Below are 16,790 nucleotides of genomic sequence, written 5' to 3'. Positions count from 1 at the left end.
GTTGTGCACGGTTTTGCTTTCCCGCGGACTGCTCCCAGGGAAGGGCAGTCCCTTCAAACCGAACTGGGTACAGCGCTGTACCCGCTGTTGCAATTACTGGGTCAACTGTTGAAAGTACCTTTGGTCTATCTAGAACTGGCCCAGCCGGGATCCGATCCCCACTCGCCTTCAAAAGGGATCCTCTACCGGGATCCGCAAGGGATCCCAGCCGGCGAACCCTTCAACCTCAATGCCAGTCCTGGGGCTGAGCAATGGCCTTTTCATGAATCCTTCCTCTTGCAGACTGAGCAGGGGATCCGGTTGGCCGATCTGCACCTGCTTGACTGCCATCCTCGCCAACTGAGTTCCTTTGAACGGGAACAGATTGACCTCGTTGCCCTCAGCCTGAAGCACATTCTTCTCCAAGCCCAGGAGCATCGGCAAACCCTCGAGCAGCTCCAATCCCAACTGCAGGACAGCCGCAGCACTGCTGCCCGCTACCAGCAGATCTTCGAGAACGCCGTCGAAGGCATTTTTCAAACCACCCTAGAGGGCAAATATCTGGTTGCCAACCCGGCCTTGGCCCATATTTTCGGCTACGAATCCCCTGAGGATTTGATGCACAACGTCTCCGATATTGGCACCCAAATCTATAGCGATCCGGAGCAACGAGCCGAATTCATCCAGCGCATGCTGAGAGAAGGTCAAGTTGTGAATTTTGAACACCAAGTCTGCTGCAAAGATGGCAGGCTAATTTGGATTTCTTTAAATGCCCGTACCATCTACAACGACCAAGGGGATCCCCTCTATTTTGAAGGATTTGTTACCGACATCACAGCATCCCGTCAACTGAAAGAACGACAACAACAATTGGAAGAAGCCCGCCGAGAGAGCGAGCATCGTTTTCTGCAACTGGTAGAGAATACGCAACAACTGTTTTGGATTACAACGGTCTACAGCAAAGAGCTGATCTACGTCAGCCCAGCCTGTGAAGCCATTTGGGGCCGCTCCGCCGAAGAGGCCTACGCCAACCCCCAAGCCTGGATGCGCCAGATCCACCCCGACGACCGCTGGTTGTTCCCCACCATCCTCAAAGCCCAATCGGAGGGCAAATCCACCGATGTTGTCTTCCGCATTTATCACACTGATGGCCGCCTGATTTGGCTGCGAGAACGCACCTTTCCCATCGCCGACAAAGAGGGCAAAATCTATCGGGTGGCAGGGATCGTCGAAGACATCACTGAGTCTAAGCAACTGGAAGCCGAACGGCGTCGTATAGAGCAAGCCTGGCAACAAAGCGCCAACCATTTTCGGCAGATTTTTGAGCTGGCCCCCAATGGAATTGCCCTTGTGGACTTGCAGGGGCGATTTATCCAGGTCAACGATGCCTTTGCCCAGATTGTCGGCTACACCCCCGAAGAATTGAAACATCGGCAACAACTGGACATTCTCCACCCCGAAGATGTCAACCCACTGCTGGGGGCCAATGAGGCTTTGCTGGCGGGGAAGGTCTCTGTCAGCCAGCGCCAGATTCGCTACACCCACCGTTCCGGCCAGGTTGTTCATGTGCTGTTTCAGGCCACCCTGCTCACCGACGAGGAAGGACAGCCCACCCAGTTTCTCAACCAGGTGATCGACATCAGCGCCCGTGTGGAGGCAGAAATTGCCCTCAAAGAAAGTGAAGAACGCTTCCGCCAATCCTTTGAATGGGCCCCCATTGCCAAGGCCATGACCCACGTGGATGGCACCTATTTGCAAATCAACGCCGCTTTTACCGAAACCCTGGGCTACACCCTGGAGGATCTCAAAGGGAAAACCGTCCTCGACATCACCCATCCCGACGACATCGCCACCACTCTGGAAAACAGCAACCGCCTGCTGGCCGGCCAGGTGCATCAGTGCGAACAGGAACAACGCTACATCCACAAGAACGGCCAAATAGTCTATGCCATTCTTCGCATCACCCTGGTGCGCACGGCCCAAGGGGATCCCAGCTACTTTCTAAGCCAGATTTTGGACATTACCGAGCGCAAGCAAGCCGAGGCAGCCCTTCGCCAAAGTGAGCTGAGTTTACGGGGCATCTTCCAGCAGTCAGCCCTGGGCATTTCCATCGTCGATCATCGGGGCCATTACCTAAAAGTGAACCCCGCTCTGGAAGAGATCTTGGGCTATAGCGCTGCCGAACTGACCCACATGAGCTTCTGCGACCTCACCCATCCCGAGGACATTCAGGAAGATTGGCAACTCTTCCAGGAGGTTTTGAACGGCCAACGGGATCGCTACCACCTGGAAAAACGCTACATCCACCGCAGCGGAAAGGTGGTTTGGTGCCGCCTGGCAGTCTCTGCAGTCCGGGATCCCGAGGGCAAAAACCTCTTCATCATCGGCATTTGCGAAGACATTACCGAAGAAAAACGGGCAAAGCTGCAGATCCAAGCTGCCCTTCAGGAAAAAGAAGTCCTGCTGCGGGAGATTCACCACCGCGTCAAAAACAACCTGCAAATCATCTCCAGCCTGCTGCGGCTCCAAGCTGACCAAATCAAAAGCCGCAAGTACGCCCGCGTTTTTAAGGATGCCGGCAGCCGTATTCAAGCCATGTCTTTGATCCACGAAGGTTTGTACCAATCCAACAATCTGGCCGCTGTGGATCTCAAGCAGTACCTACACAATTTGATCTCCAACCTCTTTCACTCTTACGGGGTAAACCCCGAGAGCATTCGCGCCAACATCCGCGCCGAAGGGATCCGCCTCAACCTGGACGATGCGGTCTTGTGTGGCCTGATCATCAACGAGTTGGTGACCAACAGCCTCAAGTATGCCTTCCCGAAGGGCCGCAGCGGGGAGATAGAGATTCATTTCAGCCAAACCCGCAAATATACTCAGTTGCGAGTCTCCGACAATGGCGTTGGCTTGCCCCCGAACTTTGACTTCAAGGAAACTCAATCTCTGGGTTTACAACTGGTTGCAACCCTCACCGATCAGCTACAGGGCAAGATACAATTGAGGAGCAAACCGGGTACCACCTTCATCATTACCTTTCCGAGGAGCGAGCCTTGAAGAGAGTTCCACCCCTTGTCAAAGGCAGTATTCTGGTCGTCGAGGACGAGAAGATCATCGCCAAGGACATTGCCAACGTTCTGAAAAAATTTGGCTACGCTGTGCCCGCCATTGCTTCTTCCGGGGAAGAAGCGATCCGAAGGCTGGAAGAGATGCCGGTGGACTTGGTCTTGATGGATATCGTCCTAAAAGGCGATATCGATGGCATAGAAGCCGCCAAGCGGATCACCGAGCGCTTCAACATTCCGGTGGTGCATCTGACGGCCTACGCCGACGAAGACACCCTCTCCCGCGTCAAGGAGACCCGGCCCTTCGGCTACATCATCAAGCCTTTCAAAGAGCGGGAACTCTACACCACCATTGAAATTGCCCTGCACAACCACCGCCAGAGCCTTGAGAACCGCAAGCTGGAAGAGAAAAGAATCGAGGAGCTGCGGCAAAAACTGCAGCAGTTGCAGCAGTTCACGGACGTGAAGGGCACTCTGTTCAAGAAATTCTTGCAGGATCTGAGCGAGCCCCTCTCGAACCTCAGCTTTGCCTTGGGTCTGCTCAAAGATGCCGAGTCGGAGCAGAAGCGGGAACACTACCTGCAGGTGCTGGAGGATGAATTTCGCCGTGAGCTGGAGCTGATCCACCAAACCTCTAACCTGGAAAATCTTTTAAACCTGGAAAATGTTGGCCTGTTGAGCCAGTTCAGCCTGCTGCGTCCCCAGGAGCCCAGCCGTAGTCACCGGTTGGAGGAGGAAGCACCCACCCCTGCAACCACGCCCTCCCAGGAGTCGGCAGGCTCTGCCCCCGCACCCAGCCCCACCGCCGTTACGGCGCCACGGGCACCGCTGCGCCCCCTTAACCAGACTCAGTTGGCGGAACGGTTGGGGGTGGTGGTTTCCGCCATTACCTACTGGAAATTCAAAACCGGGTTTCCAGAGTGGAGCCGCAGCCGGGATCCCGAGGGCATTTCTTGGCGCTATTCCCCCGATTCCAAGCGCTTTTCACCCGTGCCCTAGCTAGCGTTGCACCACTTCCACCCGCACAGGCGCCAGCCCTGAGCGCACCATCCCCAACACCTCTGCCGCCCGCAGGGAAAGGTCGATGATCCGACCGGGAATAAAAGGGCCGCGATCGTTGATGCGCACCACGGCCTGGCGGCCATTTTTCAGGTTGGTCACCCGTACCTCGGTGCCAAAGGGCAGGGTGGGGTGGGCAGCCGTCATCTCATGGCGGGTTGGGTGCAGGTCATACCAAGAAGCAATGCCCTCTTGCACAGGCCCAACCACACGGACGGGGGTGGGTTCCTGCTGAGGGGCTGTTTTCGACTTGGGGCCTGCCATGGTGGCTTTGGCGGTCAGAGCAGCCGGCTGGGGCAGGGCCGGAGCTGCAATGGGCGGGGCATCGAGCAGCAGACGGCGCAGACGATTGGCAGCCAAAACAGCCACATCCACCGGGCGCTGGTTGTCGATCAACAGCACTCCATCGTCGATGCGCAGCAATTCCTTGTTGTTGACCTGAATGGTGTAGAGAGGAACACCCAAGCCTTGTTCGGCCAATTCCAAACCTGCCCAACCTAGGGTGATGGTGGTGTCTTTCAGGGATCCCTGGGCCATTTGGTTGAGCTGGGCCACAAGGGCGCTGGCCCGCATGAGCGGTGGCTCCAGCCCAGGGTGCTCGACAAAACTGACAATGGGCAGATCCCGCACATAGACAGTAACCACCTGTTGCCCGTCCATCTGATAGTCGTAGAGGGTGGAGATGGGCTGGTTGGTGTGCTGCTGTTGTTCGCCGATCTTGAGAATGGGTTCTTCTGCTCGACGGGGCAGGATCGCCTGGCGAGATCGGTTCAAGGGATGATCCAAGTTCAGGGTACCCAGTTTGGCAGGGGCAAGACCCTCGTGGCCGGAGATAGGGGTTTGGGGGGTTCTCGGCAGCGTTCTGACTGGGGCTGCGGCAGCAGTGGCGGGTTGGGAAGGGGGAACGAGGTCGGTGGCCGGGGAGGGCAATTGGGAGTCAGATGACAGCTCCGCTGCTCGGGTGCTCAGGGATCCGGTTCGCGTTGAGGCTTGTGCTCGCGGGGCGAAGCTGCCCAACATGCCTGCCGGCAAGCCCAAAGCCGTGACACAGAGACAACTGACCAAGCCCATTTTGCGGGCGGGATCCAGTCCCTGTCCAAGCTGTTTCCAATTTCGCATGAGGCCGCGCTCCTCTCCAATCTCGTACAACTTCCAGTGCGACGGTTAAAACAGAAGCTAATGTACCATAGGTTTCTGAGTTGACCAGTTTGCACAGTCGGGCACAAAAGCCCAAGTCTCGATAGCATAAGGGGTTTCGGCATCTTGGACTACCGCTCAGCAGGGGTTGACATCGATCTGGGCCAGGCCTTTGTCAGGGGGATCCGCGAGCGCGTTGAACGGATTCAAGTTCCGTCTTCAGGTTCTTCAGAAACCTTGGGTGGCATCGGCGGCTTTGCCGGCCTGTTTGAGCTGCCGACAGGGTATCAAGCGCCGGTGTTGGTGGCGGGCACCGATGGGGTGGGGACAAAGCTGGACATTGCCCAGCAGTGGGGTCAGCACCAGGGGGTGGGCGTCGATCTGGTGGCGATGTGTGCCAACGATGTGCTGACGGTGGGGGCCCGGCCGCTGTTTTTCTTGGACTATGTGGCCACTGGCAAGCTGGAGCCAGAAGCCCTGTGGCAGGTGATCGATGGCATCTTGGCGGGCTGCCAGGAAGCGGGCTGCCAACTGCTGGGCGGGGAAACGGCGGAGATGCCGGGGTTCTATCCCCCTGGGAAATACGACCTGGCCGGGTTTTGTGTCGGAATTGTGGAAAAAACGGCCATTCTGGATGGGTCGCGGGTACAGCTTGGGGATCGGTTGTTGGCTTTGCCCAGCAGCGGCCTACACAGCAACGGCTACAGCTTGGTGCGGCGGATTGTGGCCGACCGGGGTTGGCGCTGGGATCACCGGCCTCCCGGCTGGGATCGGCCTTTGGCGGAAGTATTCCTCACCCCCACCCGCATCTACGTGCAGGCGGTGCAGCGGCTGCAGGCAGCAGGGATCGCCATCCACGGCATGGCCCACATCACCGGCGGCGGGATCCCGGAAAACTTGCCCCGCTGTTTGGCCCCCAACCAGGCGGCGCGGCTGCAGCCCCATAGCTGGCCCATCCCACAGGAGTTTCTCTGGCTCCAAGAGCAGGGCCAGGTGGAGACCTTGGAGATGTTCCGCACCTTCAACCTGGGGGTGGGCTATGTGCTGGTGATCCCCCCTGAGGCGGAAAATCAGGTGAGATCCCTGCTCCCCGAAGCCTTCCCCATTGGGGAGGTGGTGGCAGCCAATCCAGGGGAGAGCCGGGTTCTGGGGCTGGAACAGTGGGGATCCCTCACAAGCCCTGCCGACTAGCCAACCGATGGATCCCCACCAAAAGGGGGAAAGGGATCCCAGTTCCCTCGACTCATCCTCGCCGTCGCTATGCTAAGTTGGCATGTGGCCTCAGCGCTGTTGCCCGCCTTCTTGCCCGAGCCTGCTTCCCGACATTTGTCCTCTTTGGGAATAGGGGTAACTCGGCCTTGGACCGTTTGCTAATCGCTGCTGACCCTCTAGGTTAGGAGTTGCTGATGACAGGTTTACCCACTGCTCGTGCAACCGCGGGTGCCATCGAAGTTGAGCATCTGAGCAAAACCTACGGCAGCTTCACTGCCATCCGCGATGTTTCCTTCCAGGTGAACGCCGGCGAGATCATGGGTTTTTTGGGGCCGAACGGAGCCGGCAAGACCACATCCATGCGCATTTTGGCGGGGTATCTGCCTGCCAGCGAGGGGACGGCGCGGGTGGCCGGGTTTGATGTTCACGAAAACTCGATGGCGGTGCGGCAGCGCATTGGCTATCTGCCGGAAAACCCACCCCTCTACCCCGACATGACGGTGGAGGCGTACCTGCACTTTGTGGCCCAGATCAAGCGGGTCAGCGCTGGCGATCGGCCCAGGCGGGTGGACGAGGCGATCCGGCGGTGCAGCCTGGAAGAAAAGCGCCACACCCTCATCCGCAAGCTCTCCAAGGGGTTTAAGCAGCGGGTGGGCATCGCCCAAGCTCTGGTTCACGACCCGCCGGTGATCATCCTGGATGAGCCCACCATTGGGCTGGATCCCAAGCAGATTATCGAGGTGCGCAAGCTCATCAAGAGCCTGGCGGGGGAGCACACCATCATCCTCTCCACCCACATCCTGCCCGAGGTGAGCATGACCTGCGACCGAGTGGTGATCATCAACCGCGGCCAGGTGGCGGCCATTGGCACGCCTGCCGAGCTGACAGCCCAGCTCCAGGATCGGCAGCAGGCAAAGCTGGTGGTGGGGGCAACCGAGGCAATGGCCATCCGGACGGCCCTGCAGCCTTTGCCCCAAGTGGAGGTGGTGAGCCTACAGCCCTTGGCGGCGGATCCCTCCCGCTGGCAGGTGCAGCTCAAGAGCAACGCTGCCGCGGACGGCTGGATCCCGGAGGTGGCCAGGGTGCTGGTGCAGGCAGGGATCGACCTCTACGAGATAGGCCGCCCGCAGGCTTCTTTGGAAGAGATTTTCCTGCAGCTCACTACGCAAGAGGGATCTGAGGGCGCATTGGAGGAAGCGGCATGAACGGAGTGGTTGCCATTTTTCGCAAAGAGCTGCGCGGCTACTTCACCTCCCCCATTGCCTATGTGGTGGCCGCGGTGTTTTGGGGACTGGCGGGGTTTTTCTTCTTTAATATTCTGGTGCGGGTGATCAGCTTTTCTCAGCAGGTGGATCTTTTCGCCCAGTTCGGCCAGGAGAACCCTTTTGACGCCGCCACCATCCTGTCGCAGCAGTTTCTCAACCTCTTGGGCACTCTTTCTCTCTTCTTATTGCCCATCTTCACCATGAGTTCCTATGCCGAGGAGCGGCGGCGAGGCACGATGGAGCTGCTGGCTACTTCTCCCATCACCAACTTGGAGGTGGCCCTGGGCAAATGGTTGGCGGTCTGGGTGTTTTTCATCACGCTGCTGCTGCCGCCGCTGGTCTACCATGTGCTGGTGCTGAGCAGCGCCAACCCGGCAGTGGACTACCGCCTGACCCTGATGGGTTATGTGGGCCTAACCCTGCTGGCGGGTAGCGTTATGGCCTTGGGGTTGTTTATCTCTTCTCTGACAGACAGCACCCTCATCGCAGCAGTGGCCACCTTTGGCTTGATTTTGTTGCTCTGGGTGATCGACGCGGCAGCCGGCCAGGAGGAAAACTGGATTGCTGCAACGCTGCGGCATGTGTCTTTGCTGCAGCAATATAGCAACTGGGTGCAAGGGATCCTCAGCAGCAGCAGCCTCATTCTTTTCTTGAGCATCATCGTCCTGGGGCTGTTTGCCACGGTGCAATCGGTGGAAAGCCTGCGCTGGCAACAGAGCTAGGGTCAGATGGGAGGAGTGTGGTGTTTGCGGCAGCGGTGCGGAGCATTATGAAGGACTGGCGCGCGTTATTGGACTGGACAGGGATCCTGGGCATTGGCGTCATCGCCATCGGCCTGGTGGTGGGATCCGCCTTTACCGGTTGGACGGCTGTGCCCCTGAGCATGCTGGCAACAGGTTTGGCCCTGCTGGTGGCTTGGGGCATCACCCACCGGCAGGAGGTGGGGGTCTTCCTCGGTTTGCGTTCCACCCAGACCAACGCCAACATCCTGGTGGCGGTGGCGGCGATGGCCGTCATTCTGGTGCTGGTGAATGTGGTGGCGGTGCGCTACGACCTGCGGCTGGATCTCACCGAGGAGGGCCTGTTTACCCTGTCGCCCCAAACCCGGCAATTGGTGCAGGGATTGGTGCAGCCGGTCAAAGTTTGGGTGGTCACCACTGCGCCGGATCCCAATCTGCGGGAACAACTGGAGCGCTATCGCCGCCTCAACCCCAACCGCTTCCAGTTTGAGTTTGTGGATCCCAACCGGGATCCCCTGACCATTCAGCGGCTGCAGGTGACCCAGAACAACACCCTGGTGGTGGAGGCCGGAGAAAGCCGGCAACAACTGCCTCAGCCCCCTGCCCCTGATCTGGAGAGCAAACTGACCCCCGTCCTGTCCAAAGTGGTCAACCGAGGGGAGTTGCTGGCCTATTTCGTGCAAGGGCACGGGGAAGTGGGGCTGGAAGCGAGGGAAGGTACTCCAACTCTGGCCCAGGCGGCGGCAGCCCTGGGTCAGGAAGGCTATCGGGTAGAGCCCCTCAACTTGGTGCAATCGGGGATCCCAGAGGATGCGAATGTCCTGGTGCTGGCGGGGCCACAGCGGGCTTTGTTCCCCGGCGAGGTGGAGAAACTGCAGGATTACCTGGCCGAGGGAGGACGGCTGCTGTTGTTGATTGGGCCACGGGTGGATGCCGGCCTGGATCCCTTGCTGGAAGAGTGGGGCGTGGTCTTGGGGGATGACATCATCCTGGAGGCGAGCAGCATCAGCCAGCTTCTGGGGACAGGGCCAGCCGTAGCTTTGGTTACTGACTACGGGGATCACCCCATTACCGCCCCCTTGGCCGCCCAGCGGCTGATGACCCTCTTTCCCTTAGCTCGTTCGGTAGAAACCCAAGCTCGGGAAGGGATCCAAGCCACGCCCTTGCTGCGCACCGGCCCGCAAAGTTGGGGGGAGACCAGTCCTGAGCTGGAACGTGGCCCCTTGCAATTCGATCCGGAGCAGGACAAGCCCGGCCCCCTCACCTTGGGTGTTGCTTTAACACGCCGTTTGGACGCCGACCCAGAACAGGGCTCGGGATCCCGGCAGGAGGCCCGCCTAGTGGTGATCGGCAATGTCAACTTTGCCCTCAACGGCAACTTGCGGCAGCAGGGCAACCGGGATCTCTTCTTGAACACTCTCAACTGGCTGACTGAGCAAACGGAGCAGATCTCCATCCGCCCCAAATCCATCACGGATCGCCGTCTCACCCTGACCGGTCAAAACTTCCGCTGGCTGGTGCTGGGATCGACGGTCCTTTTGCCCTTGGCGGCCCTGGGTTCCGGAGCTGCCCTGTGGTGGCAAAGACGGTAGAGCTGGAGGAAAGCAGGCATGTTCAAGCGAACCACCTGGATTCTCCTGGGTTTGGCGGTGGCCTGTTTGCTGGGCTACTTCCTCTTGGACAACATCCGGCAACTGCGTCAGGAGCAACAGGCGGAGCGAGCGCGGCTGTTCCACTTTGCCACCGACACCATCGCCCGCATTGAAATCCGCCAACAGAAAGAGGGGGAACCTGTTCGCGGCAGCGGTGCGGAGTACTTGGAAATCCTTTTGGAGCGCAATCCAGAAGAAGAGGGATCCCACTGGCGGATCGTCGGTCCCATCCAGTCGGCGGCGCTGGACTTCCCCATTGAGCAGTTGCTCAACACCTTCTCCCGCCTCACTCCCCAAATCACCCTAGAGGGGGCCACCGACCTAGCCGCTTTTGGCCTGGATCAGCCGCGACACCAAATTGCCCTTTTCCCCAAAGAAGGGGATCCCTACCGCCTAGCCATCGGCAACGACAACTTCGATGGCTCCGGCTTCTACGCCCAGCCCGAAGGGGGACAGGTGGTGCTTCTAAGCAGTGCCCAGAAGGGATCCCTGTTGCCCTCTCTCTTGGCTTTGCGGGACAAAACCTTGCTTCGGTTTGATACAGCCGAGGTGAAAGCCCTGCAAGTGCAGTTGGCAGAGGCGGAGCCGGAAGTTGTTCGCCTGCAGCGGCAAGACGTTCGCGCCAGCGGTGCGGAGCACTTTACTTGGCAGATTGTCCAGCCCCGCGAGCTGCCTGCCGATGACCTCAACGTCGATCGTCTGCTCAATACTTTGTCTCGCCTGCAAGCCGTGGAGTTCCCCGCCGAGACCAAAGACGAGCTCGCCCCCTATGGCCTGGAGCAGCCTTCCGCCCGCCTGACGGTGGAGCTGGAGGGCGGCAAAACCCTGAAGGTCGCTTTGGGATCGGAGAAAGATGGCCAGGTGTACGTCATCACCTCTGAGCACCCGGCAGTGGCCACCCTGCTCACCAGCACCGCCGATATTCTCCGCTCCGACTTGGAAGAGCTGCGGGATCACCGCATTGCCCGCCTCAACGCCAACCAAGTGGGCCAAGTCACCTTAGAATCCCAAGGGGAAAAGGTCACCCTCACCCCTCGGCCTTCAGAGAAGGGATCCTTGGAGCTGCGCTGGGAAAACCCGGAGCGACCGGGCCAGCCTGTGGATCTCAGCTCTCTGTTCTCCAGCCTGAATGCTGCCCGCGCCAAGGAGTTTGTGGAACAGGCCGACGCGGAAGCCCAAAGGGTGTTGTCTGAGCCCGACCTACGGCTGACCTTTGAGCCCAAGCCTGACGCCGAGCAGGATCCCTTAACCCTGACCTTGGCCGCCTCTGGCTTGCGGGCCTACGTGCAAAGCAGCCGCCAGCCGGACATTGCCGTGATCGAGCTGAGCACCTTCAACAGCCTGGAAACCGAAGTGAATCGCCTCTTGGAGGGCCAGCCGGAGAGCAAGGACTCTGCCCCACTCACGCGACCAGATCCCACTCCCTCGCCCTAGAGTTCCTAGAGCCTTAGCCAGCAGAGGTAGCTGTCTTCTCCTCCGCGGTTTGGGTTGCTTTTTTCAGGGCTTCCCCTTGTATCGTCAACACCGAGCAGGGGGCGCGGTGGAGCACGTAGTTGCTGACGCTGCCCAGAAACAGCTCGCTCAGGCCGGAGTGGCCGCGGCGGCCCACCACCACCAAGTCCGCATCCCAAGAGCGGGCCAGATCGCAGATGACCCGACCGGGGTTGCCGTAGTTGAGGGTGTACTCAGCGCGGATCCCGTGCTCAGCCGCTTTCTCCACCAGCGAGCGCAGGTAGTCCATCTGGTTTTGCTCGAAGATGGCACATTGCTCCCGGTAGGACTGCCACAGCTCGGCGCTGATGGTGGAGCTGTAATCTACCCCCAGGATCATCGGCGGCTCTGGGGCGCCCGGCTCTTCCTGAGACAGAACATGGAGAATCATCATCTGGGCCTGCATGGCCTTGGCCACTTGGACGGCCTTTTGAAATACTCCCTGGCTCAGCTCCGACCGATCCACTGCCACCAAAATCCTGCTGAACATATTGGCTTCCTCCAGATGGCTAACAGCGGGGCACAAGGCAGAAGCAGCGTGACTTCGGGGTTGACCTCTGACCCCTTTTCCCTCAACTCCAAGCTCCCCTCTGCTCTGCCCCACCTATCTGTGTTGTAGAAGATTTGGGTGAGAAAACCCCAGATATCTTGAACGAACTAGGCAGATTGGCAACGAAAGTTCAGAGATCTTGACACCGGTCAGAAGGCATCGCCTTGGGCTGCCCACTCCAACACCGCCTGCAGCGCCTCGGCCTGCTCTTGCCAGACTTGATCGAGGGGAGTGCCCCGCAGGATTTCCAGCGTTAGGGTTGGGATCCGCCGTTCCTGCCCTGCCCAAGTGCCCAGAGAACCAGGGGTAGGGTAGCCAATGTCGGCGGCGACGGGCAAGCCGTTGCGAGCAGCCATCACCTGGGCCAGCTCAAGGGCAGGGCCGTTGTAGTTCACGCAGGGGTGCGCCTGGCAGGAGTGGGCAGAAAGGATAAACTGGGGCTGAATCCGGGCCAAACTCGTCAACAACACTTGCGTTTCGGGCTCGGAGCCTGGGGCCGATCCGGGCGGATAACCAGCTTCCAGAGAGGCCGGGATCCAATCTTGGGTGGGCAGATTGCGGTTGAGATCCACACCGTTGGCATTGAGACGTTGCCCCAGGGCACAGCCATCCGGGTTCAAGCGAGGGATCGCCCACAAGGTCGCCTTCCCGGCCAGGGATCCCCATTTCCCAGAAGCCACATAGCGCTCGATCAGGGCATAGCCCTCCACCTCGTCCCCGTGTACTCCGCCGATCAGCAGCAAGGAGCGGATCCCTTGGGTGAGCTGCCAAAGGTGAATGGGACGCCCCTGCACCGAGTAGCCGATGACCCGCAGGGATCTCAAAGGTTCACCCGCAGCAAGTTCCTGAGACATGGGGGATCCCGGCAAGTCTCGCAACCGTTAGAACGGGAGATCGTCCGGCTCCGGTGGGGAAACCACATCCCCCTCAGAGGATTCCACAATCGCCGGTTCACCCATCCCCGTCAGGGAGAGAACGCGAGCGGATCCCAGCTGATGGACACGGCGCGCGGTGATCTCGGCCAGCTTTTCCTTGCGCCCATCTCGCTCCACCACATTCATGTGCAGTTGGCCTTCCACTGTGATTTGGTCGCCCACATGGCAGGTGTCCACCACCCTTTTGGCCAGTTCTCCAAAAGAGGAAACGCGCACGCGATAGGGCGGCTCATCCGGGCGCAGGCTGGGAAAGCCGATCACCAAGGACGCAACAGCTAAGTTATCAGGGGTGTAGCGCAGCTCTGGCTCAGACAGAACCTCGCCCATCAACACAATCGAGTTCATAACGGAGCCATCCAGGGATAAGGGGCAGCTCAGGGCACTTCCATCATGCCCGCAGGCCAGGATGCCGTCAAACCTAGCCGACGCGGAGAGTCATGTGGCGCAGCACACTCTCGTTGATGCGCAGGTTTTTCTCCCAGGCAGCCACCGCATTGGGTTCGGCTTCGTAGTTGAACTGGATGTACAGACCCTCCTTGAACTTTTTCATCTCAAACCCGGCAAAGCGGCGCTTGCCCCTATTGGTAATCTCCACGTGGGTTACTCCGTTCTCTCGCAGGATTGCCTCCTGACTGCTGAGCAGTTGTTCGAGGGGTTCATCTGACAGATCAGGACGCACAATCAGCATCGTTTCGTAAGCGCGGGGCATGGAAGCAAGTTCTCCTTAGAATCCAGTGGTAGAGACGCAGTGGACTATACTAGCTTTTCTTTCCCACAACCGAAAAGGCTGCCGCCCAATTCCCATACCCTGGCCGCAGCAGCCAATGCAGGTGAGGCTGCTCACAAGAGGGAATCCATTGTCCGATACAATAGGGATTGCTTCATTGGCCGCTGGTTGGCCCGGCCAAGACACGCTGAATCGAGAGTTGGGATTCCAAGCATGAGCGCAGACGAAGTTTATAGCCGTGTTCGTAAGATCGTGTCCGATCAACTGGGCGTGGAAGATGACAAAGTGACCCCAGAAGCCAATTTCCAGAACGACCTGGGGGCCGACAGCCTTGATACGGTGGAGCTGGTCATGGCTTTTGAAGAGGAATTCGACCTGGAGATCCCCGATGAAGATGCAGAAAGGATCGCCACCGTGCAAGACGCTGTCAACTACATCCTCTCGAAGAAAGCTGCCTAATCTGCCTCCATACCCCTGGGCTAACACCGGACGATGGCTACTCTGGATCCCGCCACTGCTCTCAGGCCAACCCGCCGCGTTGTGATTACGGGGCTGGGCGCGGTCACCCCCATCGGCAACTCTCCTGCCGAGTTTTGGCAGAGCCTGCTGGCAGGGCGCTGCGGCATTGGGCCGATTACCCATTTTGATGCCTCCCGCCACGATTGCCGTATTGCCGGAGAGGTGAAGGGATTTGATCCCCTCGACTATTTGGATCGCAAGGATGTCAAGCGCACCGACCGCTTTGTGCATCTGGCGATGGCGGCCACCCGGCAAGCCTTGGAGGACGCTGACTTTCGCATCACCGATCTCAACGCCGAGCAAGTGGGGGTGATCTTGGGCACCGGCATCGGCGGCATCCGCGTCTTGGAAGAGCAGCAGACCATCTATCTGCAGAAAGGGCCGGATCGCTGTAGCCCCTTCATGGTGCCCATGATGATCGCCAATATGGCTGCAGGTCACCTGGCCATTCATTTTGGCGCCAAAGGCCCCAATTCCTGCACAGTTACGGCCTGTGCCTCTGGCTCCAACGCCATTGGCGATGCCTTTCGGCTCATCCAGAGGGGAGAGGTGCAAGCGGCGATTACAGGTGGCACGGAAGCGGCGGTCACCCCTTTGTCCATGGCGGGGTTCAGTGCCATGAAGGCCCTTTCCACCCGCAACGACACCCCGGAGCAAGCCTGTAGGCCCTTTGATCGGGATCGGGATGGCTTTGTCATGGGGGAAGGAGCAGGGATCCTGGTGCTGGAGGAGTTGGAGCACGCCCGCGCCCGCGGGGCCAAGATCTATGCGGAGATAGTCGGCTATGGCCTCACCTGCGATGCCCACCACATGACCAACCCTGCCCCCGGCGGCGAGGGAGCGGCCCGGGCGATGCGGCTGGCCCTCAAGGATGCCGGGCTTCAGCCTGGGGATGTGCAACACATCAATGCCCATGCCACCAGCACCCCTGTAGGGGATATCGCCGAGGTCCAGGCCATCAAGTCGGTCTTTGGCGAGCATGCCCCCCGTTTGGCCATCAGCGCCACCAAGTCCATGACCGGCCACCTGTTGGGGGGAGCGGGCGGCATTGCCACGGTGGCCACAGCTTTGGCCATCCACCACGGCTGGGTTCCTCCCACCCTCAACTTGGACAACCCCGATCCCGAGTGCGAAGGGCTGGATTTTGTCCCCCACAAGGGGCGACAGATGGCTGTCGAGGCCGCTTTGGTGAATGCCTTTGGATTTGGTGGGCACAACGTCACGCTGGCCTTGCGCCGCTACTCTCCCGCTTGAAGGGCTTGGCCTATGTCTTCTCCCGAAAGTTCACTGCCCTCAGTTCGCCAACAAGCCTTGGCCGCTTTGACGGCGGAGCTGGCGCAGCAGGGTCACCCGCCCGAATATGCTCAGCACATGGCAGCGGCGGTTATTTTTCAAGCGGATTTGGATCTGTGTGCAGCTCAATTGGCGCGGGTGCTCAGTTGGCTGAAGCAAAACCATCCTCAGCTCTATCCAGAGGCGGTGCAATTGGTGGACGCCACTCGGGAAGAGTTCGAGCGTCGCGTCCAAAATGGATAGACAAGCCATCTGCTTTGATGCAGTTGGGTTGCGGTCGTTAGCAGAGGGTGATGTCCCCCCTATGGGACTGCAAGGGGTGATCTTGAGCTGGAGTGGAGTGGTGGCCGATGACGAGAACTTGCACCTACAGGCCATCAACCAACTGCTGGTGGAAGAGAACCTGCGCCCCTGGAACCTGTGCTGGCCGAAGTCGGGATCCCCTGGGCAGCGGGAGCTTTACCGGCTGCAATACCTGGGCCGACCGGATCGAGAGCGCCTGCCGGCTCTGTGGGGGGAGCAGGGGCGGGTGCTCAGCCCCAAACAACTGGAAGAGCTGCTGAAACGCAAGGCCCTATACTACCGACAGGCTTTGCAGGGGCAAAGGGAGCTGCCTCTCATTCCCGGCCTGAGGGAAACTTTGGAGACGCTGGAGCGGCTGCAACTGAAGGTCGGCCTGCTGTGCGGCCAATCGGCAGCCGAGGTGGCCGCTTTTCTAGAGCGCTTCCAGCCATGCTGCCCGGCCCTGACGCGGTTGACCGATGGGGGATCCTACCGAGTGACGGGGGATGATGCAGGCCCAATGCTTTCCCCAGGACACTTGCACCGCCTGCTTTTGCAGCGGATGGAATTGCCTGCCCAGGCGTGCTTGAGCATTGAAGCCACCTACTCTGGCATTCAGGCAGCCCGTTCGGCAGGGATCCCAGTCCTGGCGCTGGCTACCTTCTTTCCTCTGCACATGCTGCAGCGGCGGGCCAATTGGGCGGTGGACGGCTACCATCAGGTGGAATGGGATCGCATCCGGAACTGGTTTGCCGGCGGGCAAGACCGTCCTTCGACCCCAGAAGCGGAGGCCGGTTCCTTCAAGGGATCCCAGGGAGCATGACTCTAGTCAATAATAAGCTCAACTATACTGAAAATAATGTATAATATGTTCAGTACGGATT

At 59.5% G+C, this 16,790-nt stretch carries 16 protein-coding genes; 11 read left to right on the top strand and 5 right to left on the bottom strand.

Annotation, left to right across the window (positions count from 1 at the left end):
• Positions 1-108: 108 nt before the first annotated feature.
• Together NW840_RS06920 and NW840_RS06915 are read left to right on the top strand one after the other, a co-directional pair.
• A complete protein-coding gene (locus tag NW840_RS06920; RefSeq protein ID WP_414343298.1) occupies positions 109-3,036 on the top strand; it encodes a PAS domain S-box protein in 2,928 nt (975 codons plus the stop codon).
• On the top strand, positions 3,033-4,043 hold the full coding sequence (locus tag NW840_RS06915; RefSeq protein WP_414343296.1) for a response regulator: 1,011 nt from the start codon (positions 3,033-3,035) through the stop codon (positions 4,041-4,043). The genes NW840_RS06920 and NW840_RS06915 overlap by 4 nt, the downstream gene beginning before the upstream one ends.
• On the opposite strand, the gene NW840_RS06910 is transcribed toward NW840_RS06915, so the two are convergent.
• Positions 4,044-5,222, bottom strand: coding sequence for a septal ring lytic transglycosylase RlpA family protein (locus NW840_RS06910; protein ID WP_414343294.1), 1,179 nt, complete (start codon positions 5,220-5,222; stop codon positions 4,044-4,046).
• Between the two features lie 144 nt (positions 5,223-5,366).
• Here NW840_RS06910 and purM point away from each other — a divergent pair, with 144 nt between their 5' ends.
• The 5 genes from purM to NW840_RS06885 all read left to right on the top strand — a co-directional run bounded on the left by purM (position 5,367) and on the right by NW840_RS06885 (position 11,543).
• Positions 5,367-6,431 (top strand): phosphoribosylformylglycinamidine cyclo-ligase, encoded by a 1,065-nt coding sequence (purM, locus tag NW840_RS06905; protein ID WP_414343292.1) that lies wholly within the window; start codon positions 5,367-5,369, stop codon positions 6,429-6,431.
• A 215-nt stretch (positions 6,432-6,646) separates the two neighbouring features.
• The gene (locus NW840_RS06900; protein ID WP_414343290.1) at positions 6,647-7,657 is read left to right on the top strand and encodes an ABC transporter ATP-binding protein; all 1,011 of its coding nucleotides are present in this window, start codon (positions 6,647-6,649) and stop codon (positions 7,655-7,657) included.
• Entirely contained in the window at positions 7,654-8,439 is a 786-nt protein-coding gene (locus NW840_RS06895) for an ABC transporter permease (RefSeq protein WP_414343288.1), read from the top strand. The genes NW840_RS06900 and NW840_RS06895 overlap by 4 nt, the downstream gene beginning before the upstream one ends.
• Positions 8,440-8,486: 47 nt before the next feature.
• Positions 8,487-10,049: a GldG family protein gene (locus NW840_RS06890; protein WP_414343286.1), complete on the top strand. Its 1,563-nt coding sequence runs from the start codon at positions 8,487-8,489 to the stop codon at positions 10,047-10,049.
• An 18-nt stretch (positions 10,050-10,067) separates the two neighbouring features.
• Complete coding sequence (locus NW840_RS06885; protein WP_414343285.1) at positions 10,068-11,543, top strand: DUF4340 domain-containing protein; 1,476 nt, start codon at positions 10,068-10,070, stop codon at positions 11,541-11,543.
• Between the two features lie 13 nt (positions 11,544-11,556).
• Here the strand turns inward: NW840_RS06885 and NW840_RS06880 are convergent, their stop codons facing one another.
• The 4 genes from NW840_RS06880 to rpsF all read right to left on the bottom strand — a co-directional run bounded on the left by NW840_RS06880 (position 11,557) and on the right by rpsF (position 13,794).
• Positions 11,557-12,090, bottom strand: coding sequence for a universal stress protein (locus tag NW840_RS06880; RefSeq protein WP_414343284.1), 534 nt, complete (start codon positions 12,088-12,090; stop codon positions 11,557-11,559).
• 209 nt (positions 12,091-12,299) lie between these two features.
• Positions 12,300-13,004 (bottom strand): M14 family zinc carboxypeptidase, encoded by a 705-nt coding sequence (locus tag NW840_RS06875; RefSeq protein ID WP_414343282.1) that lies wholly within the window; start codon positions 13,002-13,004, stop codon positions 12,300-12,302.
• A gap of 27 nt (positions 13,005-13,031) precedes the next feature.
• Positions 13,032-13,430 (bottom strand): single-stranded DNA-binding protein, encoded by a 399-nt coding sequence (locus tag NW840_RS06870; protein WP_414332102.1) that lies wholly within the window; start codon positions 13,428-13,430, stop codon positions 13,032-13,034.
• 73 nt (positions 13,431-13,503) lie between these two features.
• A complete protein-coding gene (gene rpsF, locus NW840_RS06865) occupies positions 13,504-13,794 on the bottom strand; it encodes a 30S ribosomal protein S6 (protein ID WP_011433268.1) in 291 nt (96 codons plus the stop codon).
• Positions 13,795-14,025: 231 nt separating this feature from the next.
• Between rpsF and NW840_RS06860 the strand changes: the two genes are divergently transcribed.
• The 4 genes from NW840_RS06860 to NW840_RS06845 all read left to right on the top strand — a co-directional run bounded on the left by NW840_RS06860 (position 14,026) and on the right by NW840_RS06845 (position 16,729).
• The gene (locus NW840_RS06860; protein WP_414343279.1) at positions 14,026-14,271 is read left to right on the top strand and encodes an acyl carrier protein; all 246 of its coding nucleotides are present in this window, start codon (positions 14,026-14,028) and stop codon (positions 14,269-14,271) included.
• A gap of 33 nt (positions 14,272-14,304) precedes the next feature.
• On the top strand, positions 14,305-15,585 hold the full coding sequence (fabF, locus tag NW840_RS06855; protein WP_414343278.1) for a beta-ketoacyl-ACP synthase II: 1,281 nt from the start codon (positions 14,305-14,307) through the stop codon (positions 15,583-15,585).
• A 12-nt stretch (positions 15,586-15,597) separates the two neighbouring features.
• On the top strand, positions 15,598-15,867 hold the full coding sequence (locus NW840_RS06850) for a hypothetical protein (RefSeq protein ID WP_414343277.1): 270 nt from the start codon (positions 15,598-15,600) through the stop codon (positions 15,865-15,867).
• Positions 15,868-15,928: 61 nt separating this feature from the next.
• Positions 15,929-16,729 (top strand): HAD family hydrolase, encoded by an 801-nt coding sequence (locus tag NW840_RS06845; protein ID WP_414343276.1) that lies wholly within the window; start codon positions 15,929-15,931, stop codon positions 16,727-16,729.
• Positions 16,730-16,790: the final 61 nt, after the last annotated feature.

It is taken from the genome of Synechococcus sp. R5-13, from assembly GCF_047462015.1.
Taxonomy (GTDB): Bacteria; Cyanobacteriota; Cyanobacteriia; order Thermostichales; family Thermostichaceae; genus Thermostichus.
This window is presented reverse-complemented; position numbering and strand designations above follow the sequence as displayed.

Bases quoted from the DNA above. Each gene is read 5' to 3' on its own strand.
- NW840_RS06910 (WP_414343294.1), bottom strand. From the start codon at position 5,222: ATGCGAAATTGGAAACAGCTTGGACAGGGACTGGATCCCGCCCGCAAA.
- NW840_RS06900 (WP_414343290.1), top strand. From the start codon at position 6,647: ATGACAGGTTTACCCACTGCTCGTGCAACCGCGGGTGCCATCGAAGTT.
- NW840_RS06895 (WP_414343288.1), top strand. From the start codon at position 7,654: ATGAACGGAGTGGTTGCCATTTTTCGCAAAGAGCTGCGCGGCTACTTC.
- NW840_RS06890 (WP_414343286.1), top strand. From the start codon at position 8,487: ATGAAGGACTGGCGCGCGTTATTGGACTGGACAGGGATCCTGGGCATT.
- NW840_RS06885 (WP_414343285.1), top strand. From the start codon at position 10,068: ATGTTCAAGCGAACCACCTGGATTCTCCTGGGTTTGGCGGTGGCCTGT.
- NW840_RS06880 (WP_414343284.1), bottom strand. From the start codon at position 12,090: ATGTTCAGCAGGATTTTGGTGGCAGTGGATCGGTCGGAGCTGAGCCAG.
- NW840_RS06875 (WP_414343282.1), bottom strand. From the start codon at position 13,004: ATGTCTCAGGAACTTGCTGCGGGTGAACCTTTGAGATCCCTGCGGGTC.
- NW840_RS06870 (WP_414332102.1), bottom strand. From the start codon at position 13,430: ATGAACTCGATTGTGTTGATGGGCGAGGTTCTGTCTGAGCCAGAGCTG.
- rpsF (WP_011433268.1), bottom strand. From the start codon at position 13,794: ATGCCCCGCGCTTACGAAACGATGCTGATTGTGCGTCCTGATCTGTCA.
- NW840_RS06860 (WP_414343279.1), top strand. From the start codon at position 14,026: ATGAGCGCAGACGAAGTTTATAGCCGTGTTCGTAAGATCGTGTCCGAT.
- fabF (WP_414343278.1), top strand. From the start codon at position 14,305: ATGGCTACTCTGGATCCCGCCACTGCTCTCAGGCCAACCCGCCGCGTT.
- NW840_RS06850 (WP_414343277.1), top strand. From the start codon at position 15,598: ATGTCTTCTCCCGAAAGTTCACTGCCCTCAGTTCGCCAACAAGCCTTG.
- NW840_RS06845 (WP_414343276.1), top strand. From the start codon at position 15,929: ATGGGACTGCAAGGGGTGATCTTGAGCTGGAGTGGAGTGGTGGCCGAT.